Consider the following 18,789-nt stretch of genomic DNA (forward strand, 5'->3'; position numbering starts at 1 on the left):
CACCGTCACTTAGCATGTCGCGGCACTGTAAACTGACTATTGACAGTCCTTGACCTCGTCGATAACGTGGCGGAGTATCGAAATGTGATGCCAGATCGTCCAACCGTAAGCAGGACCAGCGGATTGGAGCTGTTGCATCGCGCCCCCGCCATTTCGCCCCGTGACCTGATGCTTGCACGCATCACCGTTCCACTGCTGGCCGCTGCCGGGTTGGTATTCGCGTGTGGTCCGCGAACGCCAACCCCGGTTTCTAGCGCGCGTCCCAAGGCCGGTGTGGACAAGGGTGTCACGTCGCACGTCATGGTCGATACGGCCAATGGCACGGTTCGGTTCGCCATCGAAGTGGCCAACGACTCCCCCAAGCGGGTGGAACTCATGTTCCCCGATGGGCGCACGCACGATTTCGCCGTGCTCGACAGCGTCGGACGGGAAGTCTGGCGCTGGAGCGAAGGCCGCCTGTTCACGCAGGGCATCCAGAACCACCTCCTCGATTCGCACGACGCCACGGTCTACGACGAACGGTGGGAACCCCTGGCCCCGGGCCGGTACACCCTCGTCGCGCAACTCAACAGCGACAACTACCCGGTGCGTCAGCGCGTGGATTTCGCGCTCAAGTGATTTGCACGGTACTTTGTGCGCAGGATGTGCAACGGACGCCCACCGGCGTCCGTTAGTGTTTCTGTAGCGCTCGCTGCCGCGCAGGCCGTTTCACGGAGAAACGGCGCGACCTTTCAACACACGCCCGTGACCTCGTCCTCCGAGACTTCGTCTCCCGACGCGAACGACATTGCGCTGCTGGTGCGCCTTGCCGAGGCGCGCACACAACTCACGCTGCAGATTGCGCAACGCATTGTTGGGCAGCACCACGTGGTGGACGACCTCGTCACCGCGCTCCTAGCCGGTGGACATGCCGTGCTGGTGGGTGTGCCCGGCCTGGCCAAGACGCTGCTCGTGCAAACGGTGGCGCAGGCGCTCGACCTGACGTTTTCCCGCGTGCAGTTCACGCCCGATCTCATGCCGAGTGACATCACCGGCACGGAGCTCATGGAAGAGGAGCCCGGCACCGGCAAGCGCGCCTTTCGTTTTGCGCCGGGCCCGGTGTTCGGCAACATGGTCCTCGCCGACGAAATCAATCGCGCCCCGCCAAAGACGCAGGCCGCGCTGTTGCAGGCCATGCAGGAACGTACTGTCACCGTGGCCGGGCGGACCTACGATCTGCCGCGTCCCTTCTTCGTGCTGGCTACGCAGAATCCGGTGGAACAGGAGGGCACGTATCCGCTTCCGGAAGCGCAGCTCGATCGTTTCATGTTCGAGTTGAACATCGGCTACCCGACGCGCGAAGAAGAAGAGCAGATCGTGCGTTCGACCACAGGGGACACGCAAGGCAAGATCACGCCGGTACTCGGTGGCGAGGAGCTGCTCAAGCTGCAGCGTCTCGTACGTCGTTTGCCGGCGCCACCCAGCCTGGTGTCCTACGCCGTGGCGCTGGTGCGCAGCACGCGTCCGGATGCACCGGAAGCCACGGCGCGCGTCAAGAAGTATGTGAGTTGGGGAGCCGGCCCTCGGGCGTCGCAGTATCTCGTGCTGGGGGCCAAGGCGCGCGCTGCCATGGATGGCCGTGCCATGCCCGATATTGCCGATGTGAAGAGCGTCGCCAAGTCGGTGCTGCGCCACCGCCTGGTCGTAAACTTCCAGGCTGAGGCCGATGGCATCCCGACCGAATCGCTGATTGAGCTGCCGTGAAGTGACGCGGAACGGCCACGATGATGTCACACGGGCGGCGCTCTTCACGAGCGTCGCCCGTTTGTGACTGTTTCAGCAGCACCATTCACAGGACCTGGAACGGAAGAGACGCCGCCGCCGGCCTGCCGTACACCGGGAATGCAGATGACAGTGAGATGACAGTGGGACCAAATGATTTGTGCGCTACGGCCCCCTGCCCGCTTTCGCCTGCGCTCTCCGGTATCCATCATGCCGCACTCTTCCGTCTCGCCATTCCTTCGGCCGGCCGACATGTACACACCGCGATCTGACGATCACCTCTTCCCCGCGGCGTCTTCCGGCGCGGAAGACGATATGGAGAGCTCGGCGGACTCGCCGCTCGTCAGCATCACGGTGCTCTCGTTGGGAGACACGCGGCTGCTGGTGGGAGACCAACAGCTCACCATGAACAGTGCGCTGCTGTGCATCCTGTTGTTGCGATTGATTTACGCGCCCAACATGGCCGTACGTCGCGATCAGCTGTTGCGGGAGCTGTGGCCCGACCAAGAGGAACTCCGGCAGCGCGGCAATCTGCGGCAAGCGCTGTACAAGCTGCGGGGCATGGGAGTGCAAACCACCTTGCGTGGTGAAATGGTATACCTCGAGAGTGCACAGGTGCGGCGCACGTTTGCCCTGACGCCATCGGTGGCGCTGTTTGATCGGGACATCACCAACGGCTCGGATCCCTACGGTGTGTTTTTGCCCGGCTTTGTTCCACCGTCGCCGGAGCTGCGTGAATGGTACGATCAGACGCGAGAGGCACTGCACGGTGATGTGCGGCGGGTACTGGCCGATGTGCTGCGTGCTCGCCGGGAGCGCGCCGATTGGAGTGGCACGCAGATGGTAGCGCGCTGGCTGCTGCAACTGGACCCGCTGAACGAAGACGGGACGCTGGGGCTCGCCGAGTGTGTGGCCATGACGGGGTCAAAGGCCGAGGCGGTGGCGATCATTGATCGCTATCTGCAGGAGCTGGGGGCACACGCCGGCGACATTCGCCTGCCGGCCACGATGCTGCGGAAACGTTTTGTGGAGCCTCCTCGTCGTCGCCGCTCGGTGGCGCTCGTCACGGACAAACATTTCGTGGGGCGTGATGAGGAGCTGAGTGAGCTCACCATGTCACTGCGTCGGGCGCGCTGGCATGATGGCAGTGCGGTGGTACTGCACGGGCCGCCGGGGATCGGCAAATCCCGGCTCATGTCGGAAGTGCTGAAGGTGGCGCAGCTCGAGGGGTACAGCGGCGTCGTGATGGAATGTCGTGAGAGCATCGTCGGCCGTCCCCTCGGCGCCCTCATTGAAATTCTGCCGGACCTGTTGGGAGCGCCGGGGGCCATGGGCTGCGCGCCGGAGAGTCTGGCGCTGCTGCGGAAGTTGTTGGGTCCTGCTGCGGAGCCGGAGCAGCCTGACGCACCCGATGCGGCGGTTCCGCCCGCCGGTCTTTCGCCGGCGGAGCGTGTGGAGTGGGTGCTGCGGACGATCCGCGCGCAGAGCATCCGGCACGCCATGGTGGATCTGTTCGCGGCCGTGTCCGACGAACGGCCCATCTTTTTGTTGGCGGAAGATGTGCACTGGATGGACGACGCCACGTGGGAGGTGTTGTCCGATGTCGTGCAGCGGGTGAACGAAATGCGGGTGTTCATCGTGCTGACCTCGCGTTTCGCGACCATTCGGGAAGAACGCCCGGCGCGGCTGCCGGTGCTGCTGACCTTTCGTCGTCTGGCGCCGTTGGCCAGCGTGTCGCTGCGGGCAATGATGCACTCGGTGGCCAACGAACAGGGTGTGGAGGTGCCGGCAGAGGTGGAAGACTGGATCATCTCCGGGTGTGAGGGCACTCCGCTCCTGCTGCGGGCGCTGCTGGAGCACTGGGTGGTGACCGGACATGCCGATGGAGTGCCGCCGAGCCTGGTGGCGCTGATCGATCAGCGCATCGACCGCCTGGGGGCGCACGCGCAGCAGGCGTTGCAGGCGATTAGTCTGCTCGGTCGGTTTGCGTCGCTGGAGCGTATCAAGCTCGTGCTGGAGTTGCCGGTGCACGAACTGATTCATGCCATTGAACAGCTGGAGCTGTCGGGGTGCCTGAGCACGAGCCAGTCATCGCTGGTGATTACGCACGATCTGGTGCGCCAGGTCGGCGTGCGGCGCATGTCGCCCCTGGTGGACGCGGCGCTACGGGCCGCGATTGGCGACACGCTGGAGGCGGAGTACGGGAGGACGGGGGATTTGGAGATACTCCTCGAGTCGCTTTCTCATACCGAACTCAGCGGTCGTGCGGATGTACTTCATCGCTTCATAGTCAAGCATTGTTCGGCATTGATTGACGCCGGTCGCCCTTCTACAGTCCTTCGCGCAATCGAATCTCTGCACAATGAGATTCCCAGAACTAGACAAGAACGTCGGATTGTGAGACTTGAAGCGAACATGGAGTCTCAAAATGGCGCATCCGGAAGAGCACTGAGCCTGCTTCCGGGTGGTCTTCATTTGCCAGAAGATGCTCGAATACTCAATGAGCCGGAAACCGATGAATGCCTCTCGTTCGTCGAGGCCGCATACAGGTCTTCACCATTTGCTGACCCCGCGAGCCTAGCAAACTTTGCGGCCAGTGTTGTCCAGAACACTTTGGCATTGCAAGAGCATCGGTTTAGAGCCGCTGATATTGGTTTGATGATCGCGGCCAATACTTGTGATCCAAAAACTGCGAACGCGTGCTACTTAGGGTTGAAGTTATCGGAGCGCAGCATTCAGGAGGACGAGAGAACTCAGAAGATCGGCCTGCTTTACCATACTGTCTTCGGATCTGTTGAAACCGCAGTGCAACTTGCCAATGATCTACTCGAGCGAAACGAGGACGTCAGATCAACAACCCAGAGCATTGCTGAATGCGGAAGAGCTGGTTACGTCCTTCGAATGGCGGGAGATCGCAGTCGAGCAAAATTCGCCCTCGAGCTTGCATATGAACGAGCGCTAGCCATTGAGGCACCTCGACTTGCGGAGTACCCGGCCTGGCAACTCGCCCAGATTGGAATTGAGGAAGGAAATTCCGAAGCCTCGAGTCATTGGACCACAACACTGCGGAATCTCGCTGAAGGAAACGCTGACGAGGCTGCAAACAGTTACGTACATGGTCACTTATGCTTATTCGCAATCTCGCAAGGGAAAAGAAGGGAGGCCGAGTTTCAACTCGCGCGATGCCAGAAGACACTCGCGGGACTCCAGCCAATTCGCGCGTTGGCGTTTTCACTCGCCCTGGAACTTGGGGTAGGAATGATGGATAAACGCTGGGCACCGAACTCAGCGTTGATCAATGCAGCCCTAGCACATTTTGATCGTGTATCTGGATTCTGTGCAGGCGACTATTCTGCTTCAAGAATCGGTGAGGCGCTCATTCGGACGGGGGATTCAAACCGAGCCCGGAGCCTCCTTACACATTATCTGCAAGCAAAGCGGCGGGAGCGAAGTGCCCCCACCGCAATACTCAGTGCAGTATTGTCAAAACTAGAGATTCCACTTCCGAAAAGCTAAGCGACGGCTGGGGTGCGAACTCTCTTCTTTCTGATTGCATCGAAGATCTGAGTGAGCGAGTAAACACCACCATTGTCATTCTTGTCAAAGATCCGAGCGAAGTTGGGGGAGCTCAACAGCGCATCGCAGATTGATGGATCGAACTGGATGCCTCGCCACTTCTGCAGTTCCGAGCGAACTTCCGTCTCACCGAGCGCTTTTCTATAAGGGCGATCAGTGGTCATCGCGTCAATTGTGTCAGCGAACATGATGATGCGCGATTCTAGAGGAATCTCTTTCCCCTTCAATCGATCCGGATACCCGGTACCGTCCCAGTTCTCATGGTGATGACGAACAGCAGGGACGATATCTTGAAGCTCAGAAATCTTTGCAACGAGCTCCGCGCTCTTTATTGGATGCAATTCCATGATGGCTCTCTCTTCTGGAGTTAGCCGCCCTGGCTTCATAAGGATTGGCCCGAAAATCTCATGGATTTTCCCAACATCATGCAGCAGCGCTGCCCGGGAAACCTTTTCGACCTCCTTAGGGGAAAGTCCAATCTCCTGGGCAATGATGCGAGAGAACCGCTTTACTCTCTGAGAATGGCCTGAGGTATATGGGTCGCGATACTCTACCGTATGAACAAAGAGCTCGAGCAACTCCCTATTGGTAGTCTCAAGTTGTTGCATCGACTGGTAGGTGAACCTGAGCATCACGAGCATCGCGCAAAAAAGCGCTACTCCCCAGCCTCCCCAATCGACATAGGCCCGACCAAAGGCGTACACTACAAAAATTGCGGCGATATCAACCAAGAAGCCTTTTGCACTTCCTTTGGCCCATGTCTTTAGAATGCCTGAACCTTCTGCAAGGGCGATCGCAACCGCAACAGAGTAGGTATTAAGGGTCAGAAAAAGGACAACCGCAGTTGAGTGAGGCCAAAAATTCCAGGCTCTGTTCTGCTGCAGAGATACGCCCCCCAACTGCCGATAGGCCAATACGGCAACACAACCAGCGAGAACTATTTGTGCTACATTGAACGTTCGCTTGATTGCCGGTTTTTTCTTCGTCACTTCAGCCAGCGTAGCTCCAACACCAATTGCACACAGCGTCGCCCAAGACGGGTACAGAATGATGGCGGTCAGATACGGGATGTGACTTATCTCTCCGAACGTACTCCCTTGAATGCGATACTTTGAAATTGCGCCAAGAAATGCAACAAAGGCCAAGATTGCCGGGACGATGAACAGCCCCATGCTAAAGCTCGGATCATACCAATACGTGAAAACAAGCGCAGCTACCGACGTAGCCACGATGCCGTAAACGTATGCGATTACGCTTGTCTTCATGGGAGAAAAGTGCCCGCCAGCCGGCTGACTATATCAGCCCCAAGTCTTCAGGTCGGCAACAACAAACGACCAAAGTGCATTCACGAGCTGGGCCAAGAATTCCATAGTACGTCACCTCCCGTAGGGTAAGTCACGCGTGTCCCGCTCGGGACGCCACGTGCTTGATCTAGGTTGGCTCCGCTCCTACTACTGGCCTGCCCGCTCAGCTCCGCTCTAGACGGCTGACGGGGACGTTTGGGTTCTCGTCGTGACTGAGACGAAAAAAAGGTGAAAGGTCGATCACGGGGTCCCGTGACCTAGCGCTCCAGGTGCACCCACCGGTTGGTCGCGTCGAGTACTGACAACACCGCACTCGTTTCCGCGCTCTCCCGTACTTCACAGCTACCCGTCAGGCATACCGGCTCACGTCCCACCCGCGCCGATACGCTCACAAACACAAATTCGCGATCGAACGCATCCACCAGCTTCGCCCCCTCCAACGCGAGGCTCCGCTCACCGCCTGGAGTGGACTTCATGGCCGAGCCGATGGCCTGCAACGTGGCCCGCGCGGCCAACTCAATGCGCGATCGCTCCGTCTCCTGCCCCTCGGCCTCACCAAAGAATTCCTGTCCGTCACGCGACAACGCGACCCGACACAGCACCCCACGCGACCGCGACCGACGAACCTCGACGTCCTCAAAAATCAGCAACCGCCGCCCCGCCGCGACATCCGGGAGGGGCGCCGAAGAGAAAGACGACCGACTCCCCCCGACGGCACTGGCGTCCGGAGCCACAGAAGCAGCGGTGGAAACCGCCGGCGGCACCTCCGTGCCGGCAGCCGGCGTGGCCACCGGGGCCGCCGCAGGTGCTCCCCCCGCCACCGCACTCAATCCCGACGCCACCGGCTCGGCGGGCACATCCGTCGCCCGCGGCGCGTCCAGCGTCGTGGCAATGGAGATCTTCCGGTGGTTCACCCGCAGGCCGAGCTGCGCCATGAGCGCGCTTTCGATGTTGCGGACCGTGTTCTTGGGGGGAACCTGATCGGTAGTCAGGACGTGGATTTCATCCACCGCCCCTGAGTCCCCAGGGACGATCCGTACAGAAATGACGCCGGGGAGCGTGGAGATCAGCTCCTCGGCGCGCCTGATAGGAAGGACGCTGCCAGCGATGCTGCCAAGAGCAGATAACGGGCTCGTCATGCCAATGTTGACGGGGATGGACAGGTCAGGCTCCAGAACAGGGGCAAACCGGATGGAAGGGTCCGGCTGTCATGAGAGCGAATATGTGACCAGAACCGCAATCCGGCAAGGCTCAAAATCGCCCAACGCCTTGTCCCGCATGAAGGTAAGGGGTCAGACCTCAAGTTTCCTCTCCGGATCCGTCGGCATCGGCGAACTCCTCTCCCTCATATTCCCTCAGCTTTCGGTACAGCGTTCGCTCGCCAATCCCCAAAAGATCTGCGGCTTTTCTACGGTTTCCGCCCGTATCGCGCAACGCCGCCTGGATAGCCATCCGCTCGATCTGGGACATGGTCATCCCCGGCCCAAGCGTAATGACGGTTGCCGGCGGGGAGTCGTCACGCGGCTCAATCCCGCGCACCATTCCGAATCCGTTCGTCGGCAGCACTTCGGTGAGCCCCGATACGGGCGCGGGTGCCGGTCGCACATCACCAACCCATGCACCAGTTGGCGCAGGACGCGTCTCCACATCCATACGACGACGCAGCTCCTCCACTTGCAGCTTGAGCTCCACCAGCGATCGCACAATAAACTCGAGCTCGCGTCCCTGTGCCCGTTCCGAGCCCTGCACCATGGGTCCCACATGCACTGGCAGCAGGCGCCGTCCACCGGCATCTCGAATGGCGCGCGGAATATCGTCAGACACGATTTCGCGCCCATGTGCAAGCACCACCATACTCTCGACGAGATTGCGCAACTCGCGAACATTTCCCGGCCAGGGATATTCCACCAGCAAGTCCAGTGCATCGCCCGAGATGCCGTGGAATTCGCGATCGTGCATGGCGCTGAATTCCGTCACGAACTTTCGCACGAGGAGCGGAATGTCTTCCTTGCGTTCCCGCAACGGCGGCAGATAGACGCTGAGCACATTGAGCCGATAGAACAGATCGGCACGGAATTGCCCTTCGTCCACGTGTTCGCGCAACGGACGGTTGGTGGCCGCAACGACCCGCACATCCACGGGAATGGTCTGGACACCACCCACCCGCGTGACTTCACGCTCCTCCAGCACCCGCAGCAGCTTCACCTGTGTAGACGACGGGACCTCGCCAATTTCGTCGAGGAACAACGTACCCGTATCGGCCAATTCAAAACGCCCGAGACGACGTTCGGCGGCGCCGGTAAACGAGCCCTTCTCGTGACCGAACAGCTCGCTTTCCAGCAGTGTCTCCGGCAACGCTCCAACATTTACCGCAATGAACGGCTTCCCACGTCGCGGACTGAGGCGATGCACGGCGCGCGCGACCAGCTCCTTGCCAGTGCCGCTCTCCCCTTCAATGAGCACCGTGCTGGTCACGGGCGCGATCTGCTCAATCTTTACCAGCACTTCGCGAATGGCGGCCGACTCGCCAATCAATCCGGTGTCGGCGGCCAGCGCATAGCGCTCCAAACGACGGCGGATACTATCCACGACATCATCAATCACCGCCGGCTTGGGCCACGTCTCCGCGTACCCAATCTCGCGCAGTCGCTCCATCATGAGCGGATCGGCAACATCGGTGAAGCCAATGACCGCCACGTTGTCCCACAGCAACTGCCGGACCAGCGCCACGTTCGCCCCATCCAGCAGCGCCCCCGTCAGCACCAGCACCAGCGGTTGCGCCCGGCGCAGGTCACCGCGCACGTCATCCATAGGAGAAATGGTGACGGTGGTGATGCCTTGCGCCTCCAACGCCGCATTGAGCCGCACCGCCGGCTCAACATCGGTCATCAGAATCGCGACAACACCAGCGGCGCGATCTTCCGCGCCGCTGCGACGCCCCACCGGGCGCGGGCGCGCGGTCACGCCTTACCCGCCCGCTTGTAAAAGGGGAGCTTGACCACCTTCGCCGGAATTTTCTTCCCGCGGATATCCACCTCAAACGTGGCGCCTTCCACTGCCGCCGCCGTGGGCAGGTAGCAGGTGCCAATGGGAATGCCGAGTGTTGGGCTCATGGTGCCGCTGCACACGTCGCCGATCTGCACGCCACCGTAGACCACGCCATAGCCGTGACGCGGAAACGCGCGCTCCTCGAAGGTGAACCCCACCAACTTGCGGTCGGTACCTTCCTCATGCTGGCGCACCAGCACGTCCTTGCCCAGGAAGGGCTCGCTCTTCCCGAGCTTGACCAGCCAGTTGAGACCGGCTTCGAGGGGCGTGGTACGATCGTCGAGTTCGTTGCCGTACAGGCACATGCCTGCTTCCAATCGCAGCGAATCGCGGCATCCCAGTCCGGCCGGCGTGACGCCACCCACCGCCATGACGGCATTCCACACGTGCGCCGCCTTGGCCTGATCGAAGTAGAGCTCAAAACCCAGTTCGCCGGTGTACCCCGTACGCGAAATGATGCACGGGACACCCGCGACATTCCCCTCGGTGAACCAGTAGTACTTGATCCCATCCAACGGCCCATCAGCGAGCGACGCCACAATCGCCGGCGCATTCGGCCCTTGAATCGCAATCAGTGCCGTGTCGTCGGAGATGTCGGTCATCGTGCAATCGAAGCGGCCGATATTGGCCTGCAAATGCGCGAGGTCCTTGTCGCGGTTGCTGGCGTTGATGACCAGCATGAGATGATCGGCAAAACGATAGACCAGCAGATCATCCACGATGGTGCCGTCCTCGCGCAGCAGTGTGCTGTACTGCACCTGCCCCACGGCCAGCGCGGCGACGTCGTTGCTCGTGACGGACGAGACAAAGCGAATGGCGTCCGGTCCGCGAACGATGACCTCACCCATGTGCGACACATCAAACATGCCGCACGTCTCGCGCACGGCCTTGTGCTCGACCGTGATGCCGGTGGGATACTGCACCGGCATTTCATAGCCGGCAAACGGGACGATCTTGGCGCCAAGGGCGACGTGAACGTCGTGGAGCGGCGTGCGCTTGAGCGCGCCGGATTGGTCAGCAGTCATGGGCAGGAAAGAAGCAGGGCGCACCCGACATGAGTGCGCCCTGTAACATGCCCGTTTTGGCAGGAGTGTGCCAGCCATTGCGGCAGCACGCCTCAGCGCATTTCCGGCAAACTAGCCGATGACCGCCATGACCTCTTCGGCGTGCCCGGCCGGCTTCACCTTTTCAAAGACCTTGGCAATCCGCCCTTCCGGATCGATAACGAAGGTGGTGCGCTCCACGCCCATGTACTTGCGGCCGTACATGGACTTCTCCTTCCAGATGTCATAGGCCTGCAGCGCCACCTTCTCCTCGTCGGCAACCAGGGTAAAGGGCAACTCGTACTTGGCCTTGAACTTGACATGCGACTTCACCGGATCGGGGCTGATTCCGAGAATGATCGCCTTGCCCTTCTTGAACTTCGGGAAGAGGTCACGGAATTCGCAGGCTTCGGTAGTGCATCCCGACGTATCGTCCTTGGGGTAGGCGTACAGCACCACCCACTGGCCACGCAGCGAGGACAGGGTCAGCAGCTCGCCCGTATCGGTGGGGAGCGTGAAATCGGGGGCCGGCTGGCCAGCAGAGATGGGCATGTGGGGTCGCAGAATGTCGGGGGAACGTTAGAGCGGCACGTTGCCCATAAGCGCGGCCATAATGGCCTTCTGGATGTGGAGCCGGTTCTCGGCTTCATCCCAGACCACGCTCTGGGGTCCGTCGATCACTTCGGCGGTGACTTCCTCGCCGCGGTGCGCCGGGAGACAGTGCAGGAAGATGGCGTGCGCATGCGCGTGGGCCATGAGCTCGCCATCCACCTGATACAAGGCAAACGCGAGCGCCCGCTTGGCCTGTTCCTCTTCCTGCCCCATGGAGGCCCAGACGTCAGTGGTGACCACATCGGCGTTGGCCACTGCCTCGCGCGGGTCGCGCAAGAGCTGCACATCGGCGCCGCGCTCAGCAGCGTCGGCGAGAAACGCCTCGTCCGGGTCGTACCCTTCCGGGCAGGCCACCCGAAGCGCAAAGCCCAGATGCGTGGCCGCCTCTATCCATGAATTGGCCATGTTATTGCCGTCGCCAATCCAGGCCACGGTCTTGCCCCGGATGTCCCCCAGATGCTGCTGCACGGTGAGAATGTCGGCCATCACCTGGCACGGGTGCGACAGGTCCGTGAGGCCGTTGATGATGGGAATGCTGGCGTACTCCGCGAGCTCCACCACGTCCTGGTGCGCAAACGTCCGGATCATGATGCCGTTCACATAGCGTGACAGTACGCGGGCGGTATCGGGGATGGGCTCACCTCGCCCAAGCTGCACATCGCGGGGAGACAGGAAGTGGGCCGTGCCCCCGAGCTGGTTGGCGCCCACTTCGAAGGACATGCGCGTCCGCGTAGACGACTTCATGAAGATCATCGCCAGCGCCTTCCCCGCCAAAGGGCGGTCGGTATAGGCGCCCGTTCGCATCCGTTCAGCCAGGTCAAGCAGGGCAAACGTTTCGGCCGGCGAGAAGTCGGCGATGTTGAGAAAGTCGCGGTGCGGGCGCTCGGCCCCTGACGGTGCGTGCATGACGATGCGGCCCAGGCTGGGGAGCGTATGGAGCTGTCCCCGGTGGGAAAGCAGACGGCGCGACCGGAGGGCCGCGCCGAGCGAAGGCGGCAATTTATGCGGTGACGGATGCCAGGGGAACAGCGGCCTCGACGCTTGGCAGCCAAATCTCGAACCTTGTGCCTTTGCCCGGCTCGGACTCCACCACTACATCACCACCGGCGCGAGCCACAATGCCGAGAACCGTCGCAAGCCCGAGCCCGGTTCCGCGGTCCGGGGACTTAGTACTGAAAAATGGTTCGAAGACGTACGGGAGCACCTCAGCAGGAATGCCACTGCCAAAGTCTTCGACGGCGACACAGATCCATTCGGCCGACGAGCCGCCATTGCCACCATGTGAGGATGCCCCACGTGCCGCCAGGATACCGGCCTTTGGCGTGGGCCACACGCGTAACGACAGTTCGATACGACCGTTTGGCCGACTGGCGTCCCGCGCGTTCACCACAAGGTTGAGCATGAGCTGGTCGTAATTCACGCGATCCATACGCACAAACGTTGGTATCGCCCCCACCTCCAGCCGAAGCGTCATGTCACCGGCAAGCCGCTGAAGCATTGACTCCAGTTCGAGCAAATGGGCATTTACCTCAAAAATGTCATTCGATACGGGCTGCTGGCGGGAGAAGGTGAGCAGCTGCTTTACCAAACCCCGCCCACGTTCGGCCGCATTGCTGAGCGACTCGATATCCTCGCGTTGACTGGTAGTGATGGCTTCGTCACGCAGGTTATCGGCTGTGACCATGACGACCGCGAGCACGTTGTTGAAGTCATGCGCCACACCGCTCGCCAGTCGACCGAGTGACTCAAGGCGCTGCCCCTGCTGACGAGATTGCTCGGCACGACGCAGTTCCTCACTCTGACGGTGCACGACCTCCTGCTCTTCGGCGGCCATGGCAATGAGCGAGGCCACACCGAGGGTCATGAGCCCCAGCAAGTTGAAGAGAATCGCGGAGGCGACGGCCAAGGCGGAGAGTTCCGGTTGACCGAAGCGAAATCCGAGCGCGAGCTCGAGTAGCCCGCGGGCGGCAAGCGCCGAGAGCCCGAGGGCGAGGAGAAGGGCGGACAGGCGGTTCTGCGTCGCGGTGCGCCAATGGACGATCGCGAATGCTGCGGGGGCGATGAACACAGCGGCATGCAGCGAACGGCTGAGGAGCACCGGTACCAGTCGCACCTCGGGCCACCACGTGAGTGCCGTCCAGACCCCCAGTCCGTGCACGAGGAGCACTCCCAACCCGACACCAACGGAAGCGCGGACAACCGAGGACGTACCTTCGTCGCGAGATAGCCGCCGTACCGACTCGTTCGCAAACGGCACCGCCGCTGCATGCAAGGCCACCACCACCGTGGTGAGGCTCAGCGAAAGCACGCGATCGCGCCACACAGCGCCACTCCATGACGAAAAGACGTTCACGGCGGCGGCAGCGGCAAACATGGCCCAGTAGCCCGCAAGGACGCGCATGGCCGGCCGCCGATGGGTGAGCCAAACACCCGTAACGGCGAGGGCGAACGCGAACATCACGGCGGTTTGAATAAGCGTCGCGCCGAGATTGATCTTGTCGAACGAGGACAGGTCGTCGAAGCGGACAGGCATCCCAGGAGGCTGGCGAGCGCAGGAGGATACTGGCGAGGAACAGCGCGGTGCCGTTCCCGATCACTATGAAGGGAGCATCGACGGATACCGTTGGGGAGTTTACGGCTCAGACGGACTCAGCGTTAGCACTTTCCCGAACGGCGGGCGAAGACATGCGGGGAAGCCCATTGCCCGCCCGGGGCCCCCCGGCGAATCCATTCTTGACAGTCCGAGGTCCACTCCGCATTCTTTGTTCGGTTCCCAAACAAAGATCGCGGCCTCCTCCCGACCGCGAACTCTGCCAGCCTTCCCCTCCCGGCTGGCTCCCGCCTCCGTATCCGTCCCGGAGAGAAGTTCCATGTCCATCCGTCTGTCTGCGCCACGGGTCCTTGGCCTTGCCGCGCTTGTGCTTTCCGCCGCCTGCGAGCGCGATACCAGCTCCCTCGAGCCGGCCCCTTTCCCGAGTACGGCCACCGTCTTCGACGACGCCTTTGCCGCCGGCCTGCAATTTCAGGCGTTCGGTGGCTCGAAGACTGACGCGCTGAGCACGGACGCCACGGTCAAGCGCAGCGGCTCTGCCTCGCTCAAGGCCACGGTGCCCGCCCCCGGGAACGCCAGTGGGGGCTACGCTGGCGGCGCCTTTGTCAGCACGGTCGCCCGTGACCTGACTGGGTACAACGCGCTCACCTTCTGGGTGAAGGCCAGCATTGCCGCCAAGCTCGACGTGGCAGGGCTCGGGAATGACAACACCGGGACGTCGCGCTTCAGTGCGGAGCGCACGCAGATCGATGTGTCGCCCACGTGGACGAAGGTCACACTGCCAATCCCGTTGGCGTCCAAGCTCCCGGCCGAAAAGGGGTTGTTCTTCTTTGCCGAAGGACCGGAGAATGGTGCTGGCTACGACCTCTGGTTCGATGATATCAAGTTTGAAAATCTCACCGATCTCGGTACGCTTTCGCCTGCCATTCCTACGCAGTCCCTGACCCAGGAAGTTGGTGGCGTGATCAACGTGACTGGCGCCACCGTCAAATACTCGACGGGCGGCGGCGAAGCCACGATGGCGGTGTCGGCCAACTATTTCACCTTCGTGTCGTCCGCCCCGACCGTGGCGACGGTGAACGACGTGGGCGCAATTACCGCCGTGGGCGTTGGCACGGCCTCCATTACCGCTCGCCTGGGTGATACCCCGGCCAGTGGGACCATCACGCTGCGGACGGCCACGGCCCCGACGGCGGCCGCCCCCACGCCAACACGTGCGGCGGGCGACGTGATCTCGCTCTTCTCGAACGCCTACACCAACGTTCCCGTGGATACGTGGTCGGCCGGCTTCGACCAGGCCGACGTGGCCGACGTGAACATTGCCGGCAACGCCACCAAGAAGTACACCAACCTGGTGTTCTCGGCCGCCGAGTTCATCAGCACCAAGGTGAATGCCACCGCCATGACACATCTGCACATGGATGTGTACGTGTACGATGCCGCGTCGTTCAAGGTGAAGCTGGTGGACTTCGGCGCCAACAATGCCTTCGGTGGCGGCGATGACTCCGAACATGAACTCACGCTGACGCCGACGACATCGCCCGCTGTAGTGGCCAACGCGTGGAACAGCTTCGACATACCGCTCTCCGCGTTCGCCGGGCTCACCAACCGAGCGCATCTCGCGCAATTGATTCTGCTGGCGTCGAGCCCCACGGTGTATCTCGACAACATCTATTTCTACAAGGTTCCGGCGCCGCCGGCACCGACCGCCCCCGTAACGGCCGCACCTGCCCCGACGCGCTCGGCGAGCAGCGTGATCTCGCTGTTCAGCAACGCGTACACGAACCGCGCGGTGGGCACGTGGTCGGCCGATTGGGATCAGGCCGATGTGGCCGATGTGAAGGTGGGCACCGATGATGTGAAGCGGTACACCAACCTCGTTTTTGCCGGTGTCGAGTTCATTACGCCACAGGTGAATGCCACGGCGCTGACCGGGCTGCACATCGACCTCTGGACTCCCGATGCCACCGTGGCACCGGCGGAGTTCAAGGTGAAGCTGGTGGATATCGGCGCTGACGGAGCGTTTGGTGGCGGCAACGACAAGGAGCACGAGATCTCGATCACGCGCGCCAACACGGCCAGCTTCACCACCGGCACGTGGATCTCGCTCGATCTGCCGTTCTCTTCGTTCACCGGCCTCACCACACGCGGCAACCTCGCCCAGCTGATCATCTCGGGCACGCTGCGCACGGTGTACCTGGACAACGTGTACTTCTACGGCCCCGACGCGCCGCCTCCGACGGTGCCCACGACGGCCGCGCCGACCCCGACCTTTGCGGCCAACAACGTCATTTCCCTGTTCTCGAACGCCTATACCAACAGTGCCGTGAACACGTGGTCGGCGGATTGGGACCAGGCAGACGTGGCGGACATCAAGGTGGCCAACGACGATGTGAAGCGGTACACCAACGTCGTCTTCGCCGGCATTGAGTTTACCTCCACGCAGGTCAACGCCACGGCGTTCACGCACTTCTCCATGGATATCTGGACGCCGAACGCCACCACGGCGGGGAAGGTGTTCCGGGTGAAGCTGGTAGATTTCGGCGCCAACGGCGCATTTGCCGGCGGTGACGATACGGAACACGAAATCACGCTGACCGGCACCAGCACCCCGGCGCTGGGTACTGGCAGCTGGACCCGCCTGAGCATCCCCTTCACGGCTCTCCCGGGGCTGCAGGCGCGGGCCCATCTGGCCCAGCTCATCTTCTCCGGCGATTTGCAGACGTTCTACATCGACAACGTACTTTTCTACCGGTAGCCTCTGGAGACAGCGGGCTCCCCCGCTCCCCAGCCGCGCCATGTCCACCACCGTCCGCTGTGAGGTCGGCGTTCCCTCCGCCGACCTCTCCCGTCCCCGGTCGCTGTCCACGACGATTCTTCGACTCATCTGGGACGAAGAACTGATCTCGCGGGCCGAGATTGCACGCCGTTTGGATGTTTCCCGCTCCACTGTTTCTGAAATCGTGGACGGTCTCATTGAGACCCGGTTGATTGCCGAGGCCGGCGTGGGGGCCTCGAATGGTGGACGACGGCCCATAGTGCTCTCGTTTCAGGACGAAGCCTTCACCTTGATGGGTGTCGATGTTGGCGCGTCGCATGTGTCCGTGGTGGTCACCGATCTCCGCGGACACGTTCGCGCCTGGCAGCGGCGGCCTTTCGATGTGCATGCCGATGCCGATGGAACACGAGCGCTGGTCCAATCGCTGTGCGATGCCTGTCTCTCTTCCATTGACCTTTCGGCCACGCCATTACTGGGGATTGGGATGGCGTTGCCGTCACCGGTGGACCCCCTCCATCCGGAGCGGGTCTCGCGCATAGCCCTGAAGCGCTGGAATGGCGTGCATGGTTTCGAGATGCTGTGCGAGCGGTATAGCGTCCCCCTCCTTATCGATAACGACGCCAATCTCGGCGCCTTGGCGGAGCACTGGTGGGGGGCCGCACGTGGCCTCTCCAATTTCACGTTCATCAAGATTGCCACGGGTATCGGTGCCGGGCATTTCATTGACGGCCGCATTTACCGGGGTGCTGGTGGCGTCGCCGGTGAAATCGGCCACGTGACCGTGGATGTTCACGGGAACCCGTGCGCGTGCGGTAACCGCGGATGTCTCACCACGTACGTGGGACGCCCGGAGATGCTGTCGCACGCGCGTTCTCTGTTGCCGGAGTATCCTGACAGCCTGTTGCAGCGTGGCGAGGTCACCATGTCCTCCCTTGAGGCGGCGGCCAATGCCAGTGATGCCTTGGCGTCGCGGGTGGTACAGGAAGCGGCCGAACATCTCGGGTCGGTGGTCGCCAGCTTGCTCAACCTCATGAATCCGTCGGCGGTGATTCTAGGGGGCAGTCTGTGTCGGCTCCGGGAACGTGTCCTCATTCCCGTCCGCGAAGCGGTGATGCGTCGCACGTTCGTCAGTGCGGTGGCGTCGTCAGAAATACTTACCAGCGCCCTTGGCGATCGCGCCATCGCCATTGGTGCCGCGACCTTGGTCCTTGACGCGGTGCTCTCGGATCCGCGAGCACGTATGCCCGTTCCGTCCTCTCTCTAATCCTCTGTCCAATGCGCCGAACTCTCTTTGCCTCGCTCGTGCTGGCGGTCGCCGGCTGCTCGTCGTCGTCCACGGAAGCCCCTGCCCGCACGCTGGTGTGGTCGGATGAATTCAACGGCCCAGCCGGACAGATTGCGGACGCTTCCAGCTGGTCGTTTGATGTCGGGGAGGACTGGGGCAATGCCCAGTTGGAATACACGACAGACCGTGCCTCGAACGCCTCCCTCGACGGGAGCGGCAACCTGGTCATCACGGCGCGGCGCGAGAGTTTTCGCGGCCGGCAGTTCACCTCGGCGCGGCTCATTACCAAGGGCAAACGGGCGTTTCAGTACGGGCGCATTGAGGGACGCATGAAGCTACCGCGCGGGCGTGGCATGTGGCCCGCGTTCTGGATGCTGGGCGCCGACTTTCCGGTCACCCCGTGGCCAGCGGCCGGTGAGATTGACATCATGGAGTACCGAGGGCAGGAACCGAGCACCGTGGTGGGCAGCCTGCACGGTCCTGGCTATTCCGGCGGCGCTGCACGATCGAGATCGAAGACGCTTACCGCGGCTCGACTGGACAACAGCTTCCACGTGTACGCGGTGGAATGGACGCCCGAAAAGATTGAGCACTTTATCGATGGCGAGTTGTACTTCACCACCACCAAGGCGGATCTCCCGGGCCCGTGGGTGTTCGACAAGCCGTTCTTCCTTCTGCTCAATCTGGCGGTCGGCGGAAACTTCGTGGGTGCCCCCGATGACATCACGACGTTCCCGCAGCAATTGACGGTGGATTGGGTACGCGTGTACGAGGCGACGCCGTGACCAAACAAGGTGCGGCAGGCAAACTGGCCAAGACCGCCATTGCCG

13 protein-coding genes are annotated in these 18,789 nt (G+C 61.9%); 6 read left to right on the plus strand and 7 right to left on the minus strand.

The window, feature by feature from the left end; all coding sequences use genetic code 11:
• Window positions 1-87 precede the first annotated feature (87 nt).
• The 3 genes from GEMMAAP_RS20030 (at window position 88) to GEMMAAP_RS12750 (ending at window position 5,277) form a co-directional block, all read left to right on the plus strand.
• The gene (locus GEMMAAP_RS20030) at window positions 88-618 is read left to right on the plus strand and encodes a BsuPI-related putative proteinase inhibitor (protein WP_082821295.1); all 531 of its coding nucleotides are present in this window, start codon (window positions 88-90) and stop codon (window positions 616-618) included.
• Between the two features lie 126 nt (window positions 619-744).
• The gene (locus GEMMAAP_RS12745) at window positions 745-1,743 is read left to right on the plus strand and encodes an AAA family ATPase (protein WP_026849472.1); all 999 of its coding nucleotides are present in this window, start codon (window positions 745-747) and stop codon (window positions 1,741-1,743) included.
• A 228-nt stretch (window positions 1,744-1,971) separates the two neighbouring features.
• Window positions 1,972-5,277 (plus strand): AAA family ATPase, encoded by a 3,306-nt coding sequence (locus GEMMAAP_RS12750; RefSeq protein ID WP_158514850.1) that lies wholly within the window; start codon window positions 1,972-1,974, stop codon window positions 5,275-5,277.
• Here the strand turns inward: GEMMAAP_RS12750 and GEMMAAP_RS12755 are convergent.
• The 7 genes from GEMMAAP_RS12755 to GEMMAAP_RS12785 all read right to left on the minus strand — a co-directional run bounded on the left by GEMMAAP_RS12755 (window position 5,274) and on the right by GEMMAAP_RS12785 (window position 13,877).
• Window positions 5,274-6,602, minus strand: a complete 1,329-nt coding sequence (locus tag GEMMAAP_RS12755; RefSeq protein WP_053334050.1) for an HD-GYP domain-containing protein — start codon at window positions 6,600-6,602, stop codon at window positions 5,274-5,276. The genes GEMMAAP_RS12750 and GEMMAAP_RS12755 overlap by 4 nt on opposite strands.
• Before the next feature lie 296 nt (window positions 6,603-6,898).
• The gene (locus GEMMAAP_RS12760) at window positions 6,899-7,780 is read right to left on the minus strand and encodes a hypothetical protein (protein ID WP_145979125.1); all 882 of its coding nucleotides are present in this window, start codon (window positions 7,778-7,780) and stop codon (window positions 6,899-6,901) included.
• A gap of 160 nt (window positions 7,781-7,940) precedes the next feature.
• Complete coding sequence (locus GEMMAAP_RS12765) at window positions 7,941-9,605, minus strand: sigma-54 interaction domain-containing protein (protein WP_053334049.1); 1,665 nt, start codon at window positions 9,603-9,605, stop codon at window positions 7,941-7,943.
• A complete protein-coding gene (gene gcvT / locus GEMMAAP_RS12770; RefSeq protein WP_026849469.1) occupies window positions 9,602-10,714 on the minus strand; it encodes a glycine cleavage system aminomethyltransferase GcvT in 1,113 nt (370 codons plus the stop codon). Before gcvT ends, GEMMAAP_RS12765 begins: the two co-directional genes overlap by 4 nt.
• 111 nt (window positions 10,715-10,825) lie before the next feature.
• Window positions 10,826-11,284, minus strand: a complete 459-nt coding sequence (locus tag GEMMAAP_RS12775) for a peroxiredoxin (RefSeq protein WP_026849468.1) — start codon at window positions 11,282-11,284, stop codon at window positions 10,826-10,828.
• Window positions 11,285-11,311: 27 nt separating this feature from the next.
• Window positions 11,312-12,250 (minus strand): ornithine carbamoyltransferase, encoded by a 939-nt coding sequence (argF, locus tag GEMMAAP_RS12780; protein WP_026849467.1) that lies wholly within the window; start codon window positions 12,248-12,250, stop codon window positions 11,312-11,314.
• A gap of 94 nt (window positions 12,251-12,344) precedes the next feature.
• A complete protein-coding gene (locus GEMMAAP_RS12785) occupies window positions 12,345-13,877 on the minus strand; it encodes a sensor histidine kinase (RefSeq protein WP_026849466.1) in 1,533 nt (510 codons plus the stop codon).
• Window positions 13,878-14,214: 337 nt separating this feature from the next.
• Between GEMMAAP_RS12785 and GEMMAAP_RS12790 the strand changes: the two genes are divergently transcribed.
• The 3 genes from GEMMAAP_RS12790 to GEMMAAP_RS12800 are packed head-to-tail and all read left to right on the plus strand — an operon-like array spanning window position 14,215 to window position 18,744.
• Entirely contained in the window at window positions 14,215-16,653 is a 2,439-nt protein-coding gene (locus GEMMAAP_RS12790; RefSeq protein WP_053334048.1) for a hypothetical protein, read from the plus strand.
• Between the two features lie 40 nt (window positions 16,654-16,693).
• Window positions 16,694-17,938, plus strand: a complete 1,245-nt coding sequence (locus GEMMAAP_RS12795) for an ROK family transcriptional regulator (protein WP_026849465.1) — start codon at window positions 16,694-16,696, stop codon at window positions 17,936-17,938.
• A gap of 11 nt (window positions 17,939-17,949) precedes the next feature.
• Window positions 17,950-18,744, plus strand: coding sequence for a glycoside hydrolase family 16 protein (locus GEMMAAP_RS12800; RefSeq protein ID WP_026849464.1), 795 nt, complete (start codon window positions 17,950-17,952; stop codon window positions 18,742-18,744).
• Window positions 18,745-18,789 lie beyond the last annotated feature (45 nt).

It is taken from the genome of Gemmatimonas phototrophica, assembly GCF_000695095.2.
In the GTDB taxonomy this organism is placed as follows: Bacteria; Gemmatimonadota; Gemmatimonadetes; order Gemmatimonadales; family Gemmatimonadaceae; genus Gemmatimonas; species Gemmatimonas phototrophica.

Excerpts from the sequence above, each read along its gene's own strand:
- GEMMAAP_RS20030 (WP_082821295.1), top strand. The coding sequence starts at position 88 with ATGCCAGATCGTCCAACCGTAAGCAGGACCAGCGGATTGGAGCTGTTG.
- GEMMAAP_RS12750 (WP_158514850.1), top strand. The coding sequence starts at position 1,972 with ATGCCGCACTCTTCCGTCTCGCCATTCCTTCGGCCGGCCGACATGTAC.
- GEMMAAP_RS12755 (WP_053334050.1), bottom strand. The coding sequence starts at position 6,602 with ATGAAGACAAGCGTAATCGCATACGTTTACGGCATCGTGGCTACGTCG.
- GEMMAAP_RS12760 (WP_145979125.1), bottom strand. The coding sequence starts at position 7,780 with ATGACGAGCCCGTTATCTGCTCTTGGCAGCATCGCTGGCAGCGTCCTT.
- gcvT (WP_026849469.1), bottom strand. The coding sequence starts at position 10,714 with ATGACTGCTGACCAATCCGGCGCGCTCAAGCGCACGCCGCTCCACGAC.
- GEMMAAP_RS12775 (WP_026849468.1), bottom strand. The coding sequence starts at position 11,284 with ATGCCCATCTCTGCTGGCCAGCCGGCCCCCGATTTCACGCTCCCCACC.
- argF (WP_026849467.1), bottom strand. The coding sequence starts at position 12,250 with ATGCACGCACCGTCAGGGGCCGAGCGCCCGCACCGCGACTTTCTCAAC.
- GEMMAAP_RS12785 (WP_026849466.1), bottom strand. The coding sequence starts at position 13,877 with ATGCCTGTCCGCTTCGACGACCTGTCCTCGTTCGACAAGATCAATCTC.
- GEMMAAP_RS12790 (WP_053334048.1), top strand. The coding sequence starts at position 14,215 with ATGTCCATCCGTCTGTCTGCGCCACGGGTCCTTGGCCTTGCCGCGCTT.
- GEMMAAP_RS12795 (WP_026849465.1), top strand. The coding sequence starts at position 16,694 with ATGTCCACCACCGTCCGCTGTGAGGTCGGCGTTCCCTCCGCCGACCTC.
- GEMMAAP_RS12800 (WP_026849464.1), top strand. The coding sequence starts at position 17,950 with ATGCGCCGAACTCTCTTTGCCTCGCTCGTGCTGGCGGTCGCCGGCTGC.